This is a genomic window from Erwinia sp. S43 (assembly GCF_016624745.1).
Classification (GTDB): domain Bacteria; phylum Pseudomonadota; class Gammaproteobacteria; order Enterobacterales; family Enterobacteriaceae; genus Erwinia; species Erwinia coffeiphila.
This window is the reverse complement of sequence record NZ_JACVTX010000050.1, coordinates 1-12,824: the sequence shown is the minus strand read 5'-3', so window position 1 is coordinate 12,824 and position 12,824 is coordinate 1. Positions and strand designations below refer to the sequence as shown.

Here is a 12,824-nt window from a genome sequence, read left to right as displayed (position 1 = left end):
AAAGTCACAGCCGGGCCAGGACGGCCCGTCTGTGGCGGTCCGGGAGGCTGACGAGCGAAGTGAAGGGACCGCGTAGCGGCGCGAGGACCGCCCGATCGGGGCACTGCCAGCCAGCGCAACCGTCCCAAGCTGTAAACATCGCAGCCCTTCAAAGCTTCAGCAGAATCTTCCCCTTCAGCGCCCCGGACAACACCGCATCCACCGCCTGATGAATATCCGCCAGCGCAAACTCGGCTACCACCTCGGTGGCAATCACCCCATCGCGGATCAGCGCCATCACCTCATCAATCCGACGCTGCACCAGCGCCTTCTCGTGGCCGTGTACCCACAACCGTAAATGGAAATTAGAAAAACGAATATCCGGGCGGCTGCGCCAGAACGTCGGAGGGATCGGCTGACCGGACAACAGACCATAGTGAATAAACTGCCCACCCGGCATCAGCGCCTCAGCCAGCGACAGCGACTCTTCACCGCCGATGCAGTCCAGAATTGCCTCCACGCCGCCGCCGCGCTGAAGCGCCGCCAGCTGCTGCGGATAATCCGGGCTGCTGCTGTTCAGCACACTCTCAACGGGAAAGTCGTCAAACAGTGCCAGGTTCTCCGCCTTGCGCACGATGGCGATTGCCCTGATGCCCAGGTGGCTGGCAATGCGGATCAGCATCTTGCCAATCGCCGAGTTGGCGGCATTGATGATTACCCGCATCCCGGGCGTAAAGTGCAGCTCTTCCGTCAGCATCAGCAGGGCGGTCATCGGATTCACGTAGCTGGTTGCCGCTTCTTTATCACTGACGAAATCGGGCAGGGTAAAACACCACTGCGCATCGCTGTCCTTATAGGTCTGCCAGGCACCCATACTGCCCACCGGCAGCACCCGCTGACCGGGCAGAAGCGAAGGGTCGTTGCTCTGAACGATATGCCCCATGCCCTCGAAACCGGGAACGAAAGGTAAGGTAATACGTGAACGATAGGCACCGGAAATAGTAATAATATCAGAGGGATTTATCGTCGCCCATGCCATCTTAACCCGTACCTGACCGGCAGCTAATTCGCTCTGCTCACCGGATTCCAGCCGCAGAATATCTCTGATATTACCGAACTCGCGGACCATCGCTCTGGTGAATAAACTCTCTTTCATGGTATATTTTCTTTAGTAGCTTCTGGTTTACAGGTTGATGATTTTTATGCAGCAGTATAATAGTGAAACATTTCGCGTATCAATGCGTGATATCGATCTGAATGGTCACGTCCATAATTCAGTTTACCTGGATTATTGTGAAGATGCCGTGGTTAATGCCTTTCGCCGTGCAGATATTTTAGCCTTATTTCGCCCGCAGACGGCCGGTGTGGTTTATCACGTAAAAAAATGTGAAGCGACCTTTCATTTCCCATTATCGGTCGACGATGTGGTAGAGCCTCAGGTATTCATTGAGAAGCTCGGTAACAGCAGCTTAATATTTTCTATTCACCTGAATTTACAGGGCAGGGATATTCTGGCTGCCGAAGGAAAATTAGTCTGGGTCTGCATCAACCCTGCCGATAATAAGCCCTGCCCGATCCCTGAAGAAACCCGTAAGGCCTTGATCCATCACTTTCCGCAGCCAGGGGCAGGAGCCTGATGCCGGTTCACGACAGAGTTCAGCAGCATGCCCAAAAACATCCCCACGCCATCGCGGTGAATATCGATGGCCAGACGCTGAGCTGGTTACAGCTGTGGCAGCGCTCGCAGGCACTGTATCAGTTTATTCTCAGTGAGTCCCCGAACGGCCATACCGTGGCGATAGCGACCGGCAATGCGATTGCTTTCCCGATAGCCTGGCTGGCGGCAACCGCACAGCCTCTCACTGCGGCAATCATAGACCCGCTGCTGCCAGCCGAACAGCTGCGCGAAATGCTGAGCCGCATTAAGCCGGGTCTGCTGCTGTTAAACCAGCAGGATCGGGCGACGATCGCGCTGGCCGATGCGCTACAGATCCACTGGCTGGCGGTGGATGGCTGGCTGGAAAGTGCTCCTTCTGTTACCGAAGATCGGCCCGCATTCAGTCAGGGAATGCATGATACCACGCCGTTTTTGATCAATTTCACCTCCGGCACCACCAGCCTGCCGAAGGCGTTTGTCCGATCGCGCCGCTCCTGGCGCAGCAGCTTTGAAAACGGCGAGGCGATCTTTCAGCTGACGGATGCGCCCTCAACGCTGTTTCCCGGCCCGCTGTCGAACGGCATTGGCCTCTACTGCCTGAATGAAACGCTGTACGCGGGCGGCTGCTTCTACAGCCTCGGCAAGTGGCAGCCCGATGCCGCGCTGGCGCTGATCGTCGGGCAGCAGATCCAGCGACTGGTGGTGGTGCCAACGATGATTGCCGGTTTTGCCCGCGTGGCTGATGGGGAAGCGTTTCCCGACCTGCGTAATTTGCTCAGTGCCGGAGCCAAGCTGGAGCTGAACCACTATCGGCAGGCGAGGGCGCTGTTTCCCGCAGCGCGGATGCAGGAGTATTACGGTGCATCGGAGCTGGGATTTGTCGCCGTTTCCACACTGAACGACGACAGCATCAGCGACTCTCTGGCCAGCGTTGGGCAGGCTTTTCCGGGGACCACCATTGAAATCCTCGACGATGATGATGTGCCGGTGGCGATGAATCAACCGGGGCGGATTTTTATTCGCAGCGAGCAGATTATCGAGGGATATTTATGGGGTGATGACGGCGGCGCATTTAAAAAAACACCCTGGGGTGCCACGGTATCGGATATCGGCTATCTGGATGAACGGCAGAACCTGCATATTATCGGCCGCCGGGGAAATATGATCCTCAGCGGCGGTAATAATATTTACCTGTCAGAAATAGAAACGACGATCAAAGCGATCCCGGGTGTTATAGAAGCGATGGTTATTGCCATTGATGATAATTACCTGGGGAAAAAGATCGTCGCTATTCTTGAGGCGGAATTAACGCTGGCGGAAACGATCCCGAAAATATGCCGCGAGCATCTGGCGAAATACAAATTGCCACGCCACTATTATCACATCAGCCACTGGCCGTTAACGCCGGCTGGAAAAATTAAACGTGCCGGGCTGGAAATAAGGATCGCAAATCATGACCTCAGAACCGATCTCACTGAACTATCAGCCGGAAGATGACTGGCAACCGGTGGTTGTCGCTGCGGTGCGCACGCCGGTAGGTAAGGCGTACGGTATGTTGGCCGGGCTGCCAATGGAAGCACTGCTGGCACCCTTGTTCACCCGGTTGCTTGCCACCTTACCGCAGGGATTCAGTGCCATTGATGAGGTGATTATCGGCAATGCGACCGGCGGCGGCGGCAACATTGCCCGTCTGGCGGCGCTCAGTGCCGGGCTGCCGCTGGCGGTGCCAGCGGTGACGGTCGACCGCCAGTGCGGTTCCGGACTGGAGGCGGCGATCAACGCCTGTCGTCTGATCCAGGCGCGGGCGGGAGAATGCTATCTGGCCGGTGGCGTTGAGAGCGTGAGTACCGCGCCGTGGCGGGTAGAGAAGCCCGGCTCGCTGAAGCAGCAGCCGCGTTTTTACGGCCGTGCGCGTTTTTCCCCGGACGATATCGGTGACCCGGATATGGGCGAAGCGGCGGAAAACGTGGCCCGCCGCTGCGGCATCAGCCGCGAACGGCAGGATCGTTTTGCCCTGCGCAGCCATCAGCGTGCGGTTGCCGCACAGCAACAGGGTGCATTCCGCGATGAGATCGTGCCGCTGAACGTGGCGGGGCAGACGATCGCGCAGGATGAATGCCCGCGCCCGACAACCTCGCTTGACCGGCTGGCCGCGCTGCCGCCTGCCTTTGCCGCCGACGGCAGCGTGACGGCGGGCAACTGCTGCCCGCTGAACGACGGGGCATCGCTGCTGCTGGTCATGAGCCGCCGACTGGCGCGCGAGTGTGGTTTTGTACGCGGGCTGCGCTTTATTGATGCCTGTAGCGCCGGAGTGGACCCCAACTACCTCGGGCTGGGTCCGGTTCCCGCCACGCAAAAACTACTGGCGAGGCAGTCACAGCTGAACCTCGACCGCGTTGCCGCCATTGAGTTTAATGAAGCCTTTGCCGCTCAGGTGCTGGGCTCACTGGATGCGTTGGGCATCGACGAGCAGCGCGTTAACCGCCAGGGTGGGGCTATCGCGCTCGGCCATCCCTACGGCGCGTCCGGGGCGATCATGGTAACGCGGCTGTTTAGCCAACTGGTACAGACGGCGGAGAGCGAAGACGGTTTTGGCCTGGCGATGCTGGGAATTGCGGGCGGCCTGGGGCTGAGCGCGCTGTTCCGTGCACAGGCGCTGTAGAGTGAGCTTTACTCTCGTCAGAAGGGTATTTCAAAACTACCGCAGTGCTTCGTGCAGAATTACCCGCCGTTATCTGCCACGCCACTGTGGCGGGCGGCGCTCGCTAAAAGCGCGCAGGCTTTCCTGATAATCTTCGCTCTGCTGAAGCTGGCGTAGCACCTCGTCGGCGGAGGGCAGAGGGGCTTTCTGCTGCGAATCCTCACCGGTGGAGGGCAGAGAATGTGTCTCCTCACCGTCGTCGGTGGAGGGCAGAGGGGAGCTCTGCTGTGTATCCTCACCATCAGCGGTGGTGCGCAGATGCTGTTTCAGCAGCGCGTTGCACGCCTGCACCGCCAGCGGGGCGCTGCGATTGATGCGCGCCGCCAGCGCCAGCGCTGCATCCTTCAGGTCGTCATGCGCGGTGAGCTGATTGAAGAGTCCCAGCGCCAGCGCTTGCGGTGCATCGATAGCTTCGCCGGTCAGCAGCAGTTCGCGGGCGATATTCACCGGCAGTCTGGCGGCAAGCTGGCCGATGGCTCCGCCGAGCGGCAGCAGGCCGTGCGTCACCTCGGGCAGGGCGATTTTTACCTGCTCGCCGGCAACGATAAAATCGCAGTTCAGCGCCATCTCCAGCCCGCCGCCAACCGCATGGCCATTCAGGGCAGCGATCCAGATTTTTCGCCGGGGCTGATGCTGTAGCGGATTGTAGCCGCCGCAGCGGTTGCGCACCTTTTTGCCACCGTCGATAAACGCCTCCTGCAAATCTGCCCCGCTGCAAAACGCGCTGCCGCTGCCGGTCAGGATCACCGTCCAGATTTCCGGGTTCTGCTCGCTGTAATCCAGCCACTGCTCCAGTTCGGCAATCATCATTGCGTTATAGGCATTGCGCTGTGAAGGGCGGTGCAGCGTCAGGCACAGCACGTGGGAGGCCGGACGGTCTGCCAGCACAAAGCGGGTTAGCGGTTCATCTGCGATCATGGCGGATTTCCTGCATGGAAGGATTCAGGCGAGTCTACCACGCCCCGATTGATCTGCTGCACCCAGTCAATAAAGCAGCGCAGCGCGGCGGAGTGGTATTTGCGGCTGGGGTAGTAAAGCCAGAGCCCCTCAGGCTTTGCGGCATAATCGGTGAGGATTTCCACCAGTGAACCGTCGGCCAGCCAGGGCTGCGCCAGCTCGCGCATCACCAGCGCCGCACCCGCTCCGGTGCGGGCGGCCTGAATCATCAACATATCGTTATCCAGCGTCAGATCGCCGCTGACCGCCACATCGAACGCCTTACCTTCCGTCTGAAATTCCCATTTGTACAGCATGCCGCTGGGGAAACGCCGCTGAATGCACGGATAGCCCGTCAGCCCTTCGGGATGCTGCGGCGTACCGTACTGTGCAATCAGCGCCGGGCTGGCAACGATCGCTCCGTGTATCGGCGGGCCAAAGGGAATGGCAACCATGTCCTGCGGGATCGCCTCGCCGAAACGCACGCCAGCATCGAATCCCTCTTCAATGATATTGACCAGGCTGTCGCTGGTGGCGATCTCCAGCGCGATATCCGGGTAGCGCTGACGAAACGGCAGCAGGATGCGCTGCAGCCAGAGCGTTGCGGCGCTGCGCGGCATATTCAGGCGCACCGTCCCACGCGGATCGGCCCGCCAGCTGTTCAGCTCATCGACCGCACTGGAAAGATCCACCAGCGCTGGCTCAATCCGTGAGAGAAAAGCGCGCCCGGCTTCGGTCAGCGAGACGCTGCGGGTCGTGCGGTTCAGCAACCTGACGCCGATGCGCTGCTCCAGATGGTTCATGGTATGGCTGAGCGTGGACGGCGTAACGTTGCGCTCTTCCGCCGCCTTGCGGAAGTTCAGGTGGCGGGCAATAGCGGCAAAAATCTCCAGTTCCTGGAGCGTGGTGCGATTTTTCATATTGATGATTATTTTTCACTAAATCGGTTAAATGGCATCAATTGTTGATTTATTCCGTGAGAAGTATAACTGCTTCATCGCCAGTTAACCGGAGTATCACCATGAAAAAAAGAACGTTAGGCACTGAAGGCTTGCAGGTTTCCGCCATTGGCCTTGGCTGTATGGGAATGAGTTTTGCCTACGGTGCCAGCGATGAGCGCCAGGCGATTAATACGCTGCATCGCGCCTTCGACCTTGGGGTGGATTTCCTCGACACGGCAGAGGTTTACGGTCCTTTTACCAATGAATCGCTGCTTGGCCGTGTGCTGAAAGGGCATCAGGGTAAGGTCAAAGTTGCCACGAAATTTGGCTTCCATATTACCGATGAAGGCGAGGGCTGGGAGCGCATTAAAGGCGTGAACAGCCGCCCGGAAAACATCCGTGCGGTGGCAGAGGCTTCACTACAGCGGCTGGGCATTGAGGCGATAGACCTGCTGTATCAGCATCGCCCCGATCCTGCGGTGCCGGTGGAAGAGGTAGTGGGCACCATGGCCGATCTGGTGCGCGAAGGTAAGGTTTTGCATCTGGGGCTGTCGGAAATCTCCAGCGAGACGCTACAGCGTGCGCAGGCGGTACATCCTATCGCTGCCGTTCAGAGTGAATACTCGCTGTGGAGCCGCGATCCTGAACAGGGGCTGCTGGAAACCTGCCGTCATCTCGGCGTCGGTTTTGTTCCCTACAGCCCGCTGGGGCGAGGCTTTCTGACCGGTAAAGTGGCGGCCGCAGGCACGCTGGCCGAAGATGATTTCCGCCGCTATCTGCCGCGCTTCCAGCAGCAGGCGTGGGAACATAATCAGCAGCTGGTTGTACAGCTGACGGAGATGGCGCAGGGCTATCGGGCGAGTCCGGCTCAGCTGGCGCTGGCCTGGGTGCTGGCGCAGGGGGAGAATATTGTGCCGATCCCGGGGGCGCGGCAGCTGGCCCATCTGGAAGATAACTGCGCGGCGGCCGATCTGGTCATTAACGACCGCGATCTTGCCACGCTGAATACGCTGTTTGCCCCGGAGAATATTGCCGGGGAACGCTACAGCGAGCAGGAGTTTGCGCTGGTGGAGCGGTAAGGGGAGGCGGCAGACCAAATGTGGTCTGCCGTCATCAGGTTAGCGAATCTTGTATTCCTGCGCGGTGCGTTCCACTGCCCGGCGGGTTTTTTCCACCAGCTCATCCAGCTCTGCATGGGTAGCGACCAGCGCCGGGGCCATGATCATTCGGCCCTGCGTGGAGCGGATAATCACCCCTTCCTCGAAGCCATAGCTGCGGCAGCGCCAGCTGATCTCATCCTCGTTCGCGAAGCGCTTCCGCGTGGCTTTATCGGCGGTAAACTGCAGCGCAGCCACCAGACCGCTGCCCTGAATCTCGCCTATCATTGGATGCTCGCCAAATACCTCACGCAGTTTCCGTTGCAGGTAAGGCCCTGTATCATTTTTTACCCGCTCAACGATTTTTTCATCGCGCAGCGCCTTGATATTGGCAATCGCCACCGCTGCCGCCACCGGATGCCCGGCGTAGGTCAGGCCATGAGCAAACACGCCGCCGTGTTCGACCAGCGCTTCCGCCATGCGCCTTGAAAGGATCAGGCCGCCCATTGGAATGTAGCCCGAGGTCAGCCCCTTGGCGATGGTGATGGTGTCCGGCTCAAAGCCAAAATGCTGGTGGGCGAACCATTCTCCGGTGCGGCCGAATCCGCCGATGACCTCATCCGCGCACAGCAGCACATCGTACTGGCGGCAGATGCGCTGGATCTCCGGCCAGTAGCTTTCCGGCGGGAAGATCATCCCGCCCGCACCCTGGAACGGCTCGGCGATAAATCCGGCGACGTTCCCACTGCCCAGCTCAAGAATTTTTTCCTCCAGCTGACGGGCGCACTTCAGCCCGAACTCTTCCGGCGTCAGATTACCGCCGTGGGCGAACCAGTATGGCTCATCGATATGGGCGATATCCGGCAGCATGCCGCCCATCTCGTGCATAAACTTCATGCCGCCCATCGCGGTACTTGCCAGCGTTGAACCGTGATAGCCGTTCCAGCGGCCAATCATCACCCGTTTCTGCGGTTTGCCCACCACCTGCCAGTAGCGGCGCGCCGTACGGATTAACACTTCGTTGGATTCCGATCCCGAGTTGGTATAAATCACGTGGCTGTAGCGGTCGGGCAGCAGGCTGAACAGCAGCTCGGACAGCTCGATCACCGACGGATGGGTGGTGTGGAAAAACATATTGTAATAGGAGAGCTGCTCCATCTGCCGCGTGGCGGCGTCGATCAAATCATGGCGACCGTACCCGAGCGCGGTACACCATAGCCCTGACATGCCGTCCAGATACTGGCGGTCGTCATTGTCCCAGACGTAAAGCCCTTTAGCGCGGTTCATCACGCGCGGGCCCGCCGCGTTCAGTTTTTTCTGGTCGACGAAGGCGTGGATGTTGTGTGCCGCATCCATACCCTGCCAGTCCTGGGTACTGTGCTGTTTTGTATCGTAATTTTTCATCGGTTGTTCTCCAGTCGGTGTAAGGTACAACAGGTTTTTCCTGCCTGATTTAGCTTTTAAGCGATGGATTCAGTGCTTTCTCGATGGGCTCCGGGGCAAACAGCGGCTTGTGCATCACCAGTTTCACCCACAGCGCACCAATAACCGCGACTACGGCCAGCACGCCGCCTGCGACGGTAAACACCTCACCCGCCATCTCTGGCGTGGGGGAGGCGTTCCAGATGCCGTACAGCATGCCGACGATCCCAAGGACCTGCGGCAGTGGATAAAAGGGGGTACGAAACGGGCGCGGCAGATGCGGATAGCGGCGGCGTAATACGATGACGTTGATATGCGTGATGATATAGGCCAGCAGCCAGCAGATTGCGGCGGCCAGCAGCAGCAGGCTGATGGAGTCTGCGTTCATCAGCAGCAGCGGCAGCCCGGTGATCGCGGCAACAAACAGCACCGCCAGCCACGGTACGCCGTTACGGCTATGGCGGTTAAAGCAGGGGAAAGCCTGACCGTTTTGCGACATGCCACTCAGCATACGTGGAATAGTGGCCAGAGAAGAGTTCAGCGTGCTGCAGGTAGCGGTGATGGCGGCGGCGAGCAGCAGCAGCTTGCCGCTTTCACCGAACACTTTGGTGGCGAACAGGAAGTGCGGCAGATCGTCCCCGGTCAGGGCGGATCGCGGCAGCACCAGCAGGGCACCGAGGCAGTAGAGAATAATGGTGATAAAAATCAGCGTCAGGCCCACCATCATCGCGCGCGGAATATCGCGCTGGGGCCGTTTGGTTTCTTCAATCAGCGGGCAGACGAACTCCGCCCCGACGAAGCCCCAGACGGTAGTGGCGACCAGCGCGACCGCTCCCCATCCCCAGCCCTGCGGCGCCAGGCTCCCTTGTGCGATAACATTCTGCACCGTTTCCGCCTGCGGGCTGGTGATGGCGCAGATACCCAGTACCAGCAGCACTATCATCATGATCACCGCCAGAGCCGTTTGCAGGCGGGCGAAGATATCGATGTTCATCAGGTTGAACAGGGTAAACAGCAATAACACCCCGGCAGCCACGGCCAGCGGCGGCAGTGAACTGTGCGGGAAAACTTTGCTGATAATCAGGTCAAGCAGCAGCAGCTCGGCGGACAGCGCAAACATCGCCACGACGATATAGCCTGAAAACGTCGCGATGATCGCCGGAAAGTGACCGAGGGCGACCTCGGTATAGCTGCACAGGCTGCCCGATCGCGGGATCATGAGTGACAGCTCGGAGAACGAGCAGGCATAGCTGAGCGCCAGCAACCAGGCCAGTGTTAGCGGAAGGATCAGGCTTAACCCGGCGATCCCTGCGGCGTGCAGCATCATCACCATTACCCCCTGCGATACCACCAGGCCAACGGCAACGGATATCAGCGAGAGAAAACCCAGCTTCGCCACCGGCTTCACTGAAGCGAGCTTACTGGCTGATACGTCTGTATTTTGCGACATAAGATTGTCCTTTATGCAGGAGAACGAGGGTCACTGGCACAGCTGAATCCAGGTGGTTTTTAACTGGGTAAATTTGTCGAACGCGTGCAGCGAAAGGTCGCGGCCAAAGCCCGACTGCTTGCCGCCGCCGAAGGGGACGCTGACGTCGATAGCATCAATGGTATTAACGGATACCGTGCCGGCATTCAGCCGTTGGGCAACCCGGTGCGCGCGGCTTAAATCGCCGCTCCACAGCGACGCCGCCAGTCCGTAGATGCTGTCATTGGCAAGGGCGATCGCCTGCTCTTCACCATCGAAGGGCATCACCGCCAGCACCGGGCCAAAAATCTCTTCCTTTACCAGCTGCATATCGGAACGGGTGCCGGTAAATATGGTCGGCTGGATAAAATTGTTTGAGCCGTTAATCGTCAACCGCTCGCCGCCGCAGCGCAGTTCTGCTCCCTGTTCGCGGGCAACCTGGATGTAGCTCATCACTCTGTCGCTATGTCGGCTGCTGACCATGGCACCTGCGCGGCTGGCAGGATCAAGCGGATCGCCAGGCTGCCAGTTCTGAGCCTGCGCCAGCAGGCGTTCAACGAATTCATGGTGAATGCTGTGCTCAACCAGCAGGCGGGAGTTGGCGGAACAGACTTCGCCCTGGTTGAAGAAGATGGCAGCAGCGGCTTTTTCCGCCGCCAGTTCAAGGTTATGGCAGTCGGCGAAGATCAGGTTCGGGCTTTTTCCGCCGCACTCCAGCCAGACCTGTTTGAGGTTTGACTGCGCGGCATACTGCATAAAGTATTTTCCGACCTGGGTGGAGCCGGTAAACACCACGGCATCAATATCCTCATGCAGACCGAGCGCTTTACCGGTGATTTCGCCGTTACCGGGAAGCACATTGAGCACGCCCGGCGGCAGGCCCGCTTCCAGCGCCAGTTCAGCAAGGCGCAGTGCGGAGAAGGGTGACTGTTCTGCCGGTTTGAGTATGACGCTGTTGCCTGCGGCCAGCGCCGGGGCCAGTTTCCAGGCGGCCATATCGAGCGGGAAATTCCACGGCACCACGGCGGCGATGACGCCGAGCGGTGCGCGGGTAATCATCGCGACGGCGCTCTGCGCGGTGGGGGCTATCTGGCCGTAAAGTTTGTCCAGGCTTTCGGCATACCATCTGAATACGCCTGCCGCGCCGGGTACGTCCAGCTCCCTGGCATCGGTCACCGTTTTGCCCATGCTCAGCGAATCCAGCAGCGCCAGCTCATCGGCATGCTGCATGATCAGGTCAGCCAGGCGCAGCAGAACCTGTTTGCGGGAAGCGGGTGACTGCTGCGACCAGTCTCCACGTTCGAAGCAGCGGCGTGCCACGCTAACGGCCCGATTGACCGTGATCTGCTCGCTGATATCCACTTCGGCCAGCAGCCGCTGGGTTGCCGGGTTGATAACGGCGAAGGTTTTTTCACTGACCGAGGTCAGTTTCTGGCCATCGATAATTGCCCGTTGGATAAAGTGCTGCTGTTCCGCGCGCTGCTGCCACTTCTGTTGTGTCCACATCGGTTTACCCCCGCTGGTGCATGTTGAGATGACAGGATGTTTAAAAATTGTTAAATCCTGTGTCATCCTAACGCCGGGGGGAGTGGGCGAAAATTAGTAAAAATGTATAGGGTGAGCATGAAAATCCGTGGCAGTGCGGGTGGTGGAGAATATTCTCTGGCTGAGTTGGCTGAGTTGGCTGAGTTGGCTGAGTTGGCTGAGTTGGCTGAGTTGGTTGTGGCTATGGGGGGCGGGGGTCAGCCTTTGCGGCGGCCGGGCGGTCCTCGCGCCGCTTCGCGGTCCCCTCGGTTTCGGCTGCGGGTCTTACGGATCGGCGCGGAGCGGGCGTCCTGCCCGCGCCACGCCTGAGCCCAGCATCCCTGCTGGTCTCTCCGGCCCCGCCGCCTGCACCTCGGCGCTGCGGATTGCCCGGCCGCCGCAGAGGCTGCCCCCCTTCATGCAATGTGCTGGCTGCCTGAAACTTCATGGGGATCATAGTGTTTGGTGGGGCATGCCTGAAGCTGCATGGAAATGATGGTGTTTCGCGGGCTATGCCTGAAGCGGTATGAGAATTGCGAAAATAAACGGGCCACTACGGTGCAATGGAATGAAGCTACGAACTGACTGTTTGAAATGAAAATGTGCCTGCTAATGTGGTTAGTATGGCTAAGAGGTTATGCCGTGTTGTTAACATTGAAAGGTCAAAACGTCGCTAATAGGGTGATAACTTCTGGAATAACATCGGATTGTGTCGGTATTAATTATCAATGTATGAAGTTTGATTAGCTCAGAATAACCCCTTTAAAAAACATAATAGCTAACGGTATGACAGGCGACACTGCAATTGAAAGCGGGCTGACTGTGGCCCCTGAAGGGTAATCCGCAGCGCTGAACGTAGCGAGGAAGCCAGGATTCGCCCACAGGGAAGTGGGCGAAAGACGCAGCCGCGCAGGACGCGCGTCTGCGTCGGTCCGAAAGGCTGACGAACGAAGTGAGGGCACCGCGAAGCGGCGCGAGGACCGCCCGGCAGGGGCCACAGCCAGCCAGCGCGAGCACCAAACCGCCAGTCATCGCAGTGCCGATCCGACAGGCTGACGAACGAAGTGAAGGCACCGCGAAGCGGCGCGAGGACCGCCCG

11 protein-coding genes are annotated in these 12,824 nt (G+C 59.1%); 4 read left to right on the top strand and 7 right to left on the bottom strand.

What is annotated here, in order from left to right; translation table 11 throughout:
- Positions 1-148: 148 nt before the first annotated feature.
- The gene (locus tag IBT47_RS26560) at positions 149-1,135 is read right to left on the bottom strand and encodes a zinc-dependent alcohol dehydrogenase family protein (RefSeq protein WP_200564220.1); all 987 of its coding nucleotides are present in this window, start codon (positions 1,133-1,135) and stop codon (positions 149-151) included.
- Between the two features lie 46 nt (positions 1,136-1,181).
- Here IBT47_RS26560 and IBT47_RS26555 point away from each other — a divergent pair, with 46 nt between their 5' ends.
- Genes IBT47_RS26555 through IBT47_RS26545 form a run of 3 tightly spaced genes read left to right on the top strand, consistent with a single transcriptional unit; the run spans position 1,182 to position 4,298 of the window.
- The gene (locus tag IBT47_RS26555) at positions 1,182-1,616 is read left to right on the top strand and encodes a thioesterase family protein (protein WP_200564218.1); all 435 of its coding nucleotides are present in this window, start codon (positions 1,182-1,184) and stop codon (positions 1,614-1,616) included.
- Positions 1,616-3,133: a class I adenylate-forming enzyme family protein gene (locus IBT47_RS26550; protein ID WP_200564216.1), complete on the top strand. Its 1,518-nt coding sequence runs from the start codon at positions 1,616-1,618 to the stop codon at positions 3,131-3,133. Before IBT47_RS26555 ends, IBT47_RS26550 begins: the two co-directional genes overlap by 1 nt.
- Positions 3,090-4,298: a thiolase family protein gene (locus IBT47_RS26545; protein WP_200564214.1), complete on the top strand. Its 1,209-nt coding sequence runs from the start codon at positions 3,090-3,092 to the stop codon at positions 4,296-4,298. Before IBT47_RS26550 ends, IBT47_RS26545 begins: the two co-directional genes overlap by 44 nt.
- A gap of 69 nt (positions 4,299-4,367) precedes the next feature.
- On the opposite strand, the gene IBT47_RS26540 is transcribed toward IBT47_RS26545, so the two are convergent.
- Complete coding sequence (locus IBT47_RS26540) at positions 4,368-5,255, bottom strand: enoyl-CoA hydratase/isomerase family protein (RefSeq protein WP_200564212.1); 888 nt, start codon at positions 5,253-5,255, stop codon at positions 4,368-4,370.
- On the bottom strand, positions 5,252-6,193 hold the full coding sequence (locus tag IBT47_RS26535; protein ID WP_200564210.1) for a LysR family transcriptional regulator: 942 nt from the start codon (positions 6,191-6,193) through the stop codon (positions 5,252-5,254). Before IBT47_RS26535 ends, IBT47_RS26540 begins: the two co-directional genes overlap by 4 nt.
- Before the next feature lie 101 nt (positions 6,194-6,294).
- On the opposite strand from IBT47_RS26535, the gene IBT47_RS26530 reads away from it, so the two are divergent.
- Positions 6,295-7,293 carry an aldo/keto reductase gene (locus tag IBT47_RS26530; protein WP_200564207.1) on the top strand — a complete coding sequence of 333 codons (999 nt, stop codon included), beginning with the start codon at positions 6,295-6,297 and terminating at the stop codon, positions 7,291-7,293.
- A gap of 39 nt (positions 7,294-7,332) precedes the next feature.
- On the opposite strand, the gene IBT47_RS26525 is transcribed toward IBT47_RS26530, so the two are convergent.
- The 4 genes from IBT47_RS26525 to IBT47_RS27175 form a co-directional block, all read right to left on the bottom strand.
- Positions 7,333-8,715: an aspartate aminotransferase family protein gene (locus IBT47_RS26525; RefSeq protein WP_200564205.1), complete on the bottom strand. Its 1,383-nt coding sequence runs from the start codon at positions 8,713-8,715 to the stop codon at positions 7,333-7,335.
- Positions 8,716-8,764: 49 nt separating this feature from the next.
- Entirely contained in the window at positions 8,765-10,183 is a 1,419-nt protein-coding gene (locus IBT47_RS26520) for an APC family permease (RefSeq protein ID WP_200564203.1), read from the bottom strand.
- Between the two features lie 30 nt (positions 10,184-10,213).
- Positions 10,214-11,707 carry an aldehyde dehydrogenase gene (locus IBT47_RS26515; protein WP_200564201.1) on the bottom strand — a complete coding sequence of 498 codons (1,494 nt, stop codon included), beginning with the start codon at positions 11,705-11,707 and terminating at the stop codon, positions 10,214-10,216.
- Positions 11,708-12,503: 796 nt separating this feature from the next.
- The coding region (locus IBT47_RS27175; RefSeq protein ID WP_234472131.1) for a hypothetical protein at positions 12,504-12,824 on the bottom strand (321 nt) is incomplete at its 5' end.

What these genes read in the sequence shown, in the direction of transcription:
- IBT47_RS26540 (WP_200564212.1), bottom strand. Translation starts at nt 5,255, where the DNA reads ATGATCGCAGATGAACCGCTAACCCGCTTTGTGCTGGCAGACCGTCCG.
- IBT47_RS26550 (WP_200564216.1), top strand. Translation starts at nt 1,616, where the DNA reads ATGCCGGTTCACGACAGAGTTCAGCAGCATGCCCAAAAACATCCCCAC.
- IBT47_RS26530 (WP_200564207.1), top strand. Translation starts at nt 6,295, where the DNA reads ATGAAAAAAAGAACGTTAGGCACTGAAGGCTTGCAGGTTTCCGCCATT.
- IBT47_RS26520 (WP_200564203.1), bottom strand. Translation starts at nt 10,183, where the DNA reads ATGTCGCAAAATACAGACGTATCAGCCAGTAAGCTCGCTTCAGTGAAG.
- IBT47_RS26525 (WP_200564205.1), bottom strand. Translation starts at nt 8,715, where the DNA reads ATGAAAAATTACGATACAAAACAGCACAGTACCCAGGACTGGCAGGGT.
- IBT47_RS26555 (WP_200564218.1), top strand. Translation starts at nt 1,182, where the DNA reads ATGCAGCAGTATAATAGTGAAACATTTCGCGTATCAATGCGTGATATC.
- IBT47_RS26535 (WP_200564210.1), bottom strand. Translation starts at nt 6,193, where the DNA reads ATGAAAAATCGCACCACGCTCCAGGAACTGGAGATTTTTGCCGCTATT.
- IBT47_RS26560 (WP_200564220.1), bottom strand. Translation starts at nt 1,135, where the DNA reads ATGAAAGAGAGTTTATTCACCAGAGCGATGGTCCGCGAGTTCGGTAAT.
- IBT47_RS26545 (WP_200564214.1), top strand. Translation starts at nt 3,090, where the DNA reads ATGACCTCAGAACCGATCTCACTGAACTATCAGCCGGAAGATGACTGG.
- IBT47_RS26515 (WP_200564201.1), bottom strand. Translation starts at nt 11,707, where the DNA reads ATGTGGACACAACAGAAGTGGCAGCAGCGCGCGGAACAGCAGCACTTT.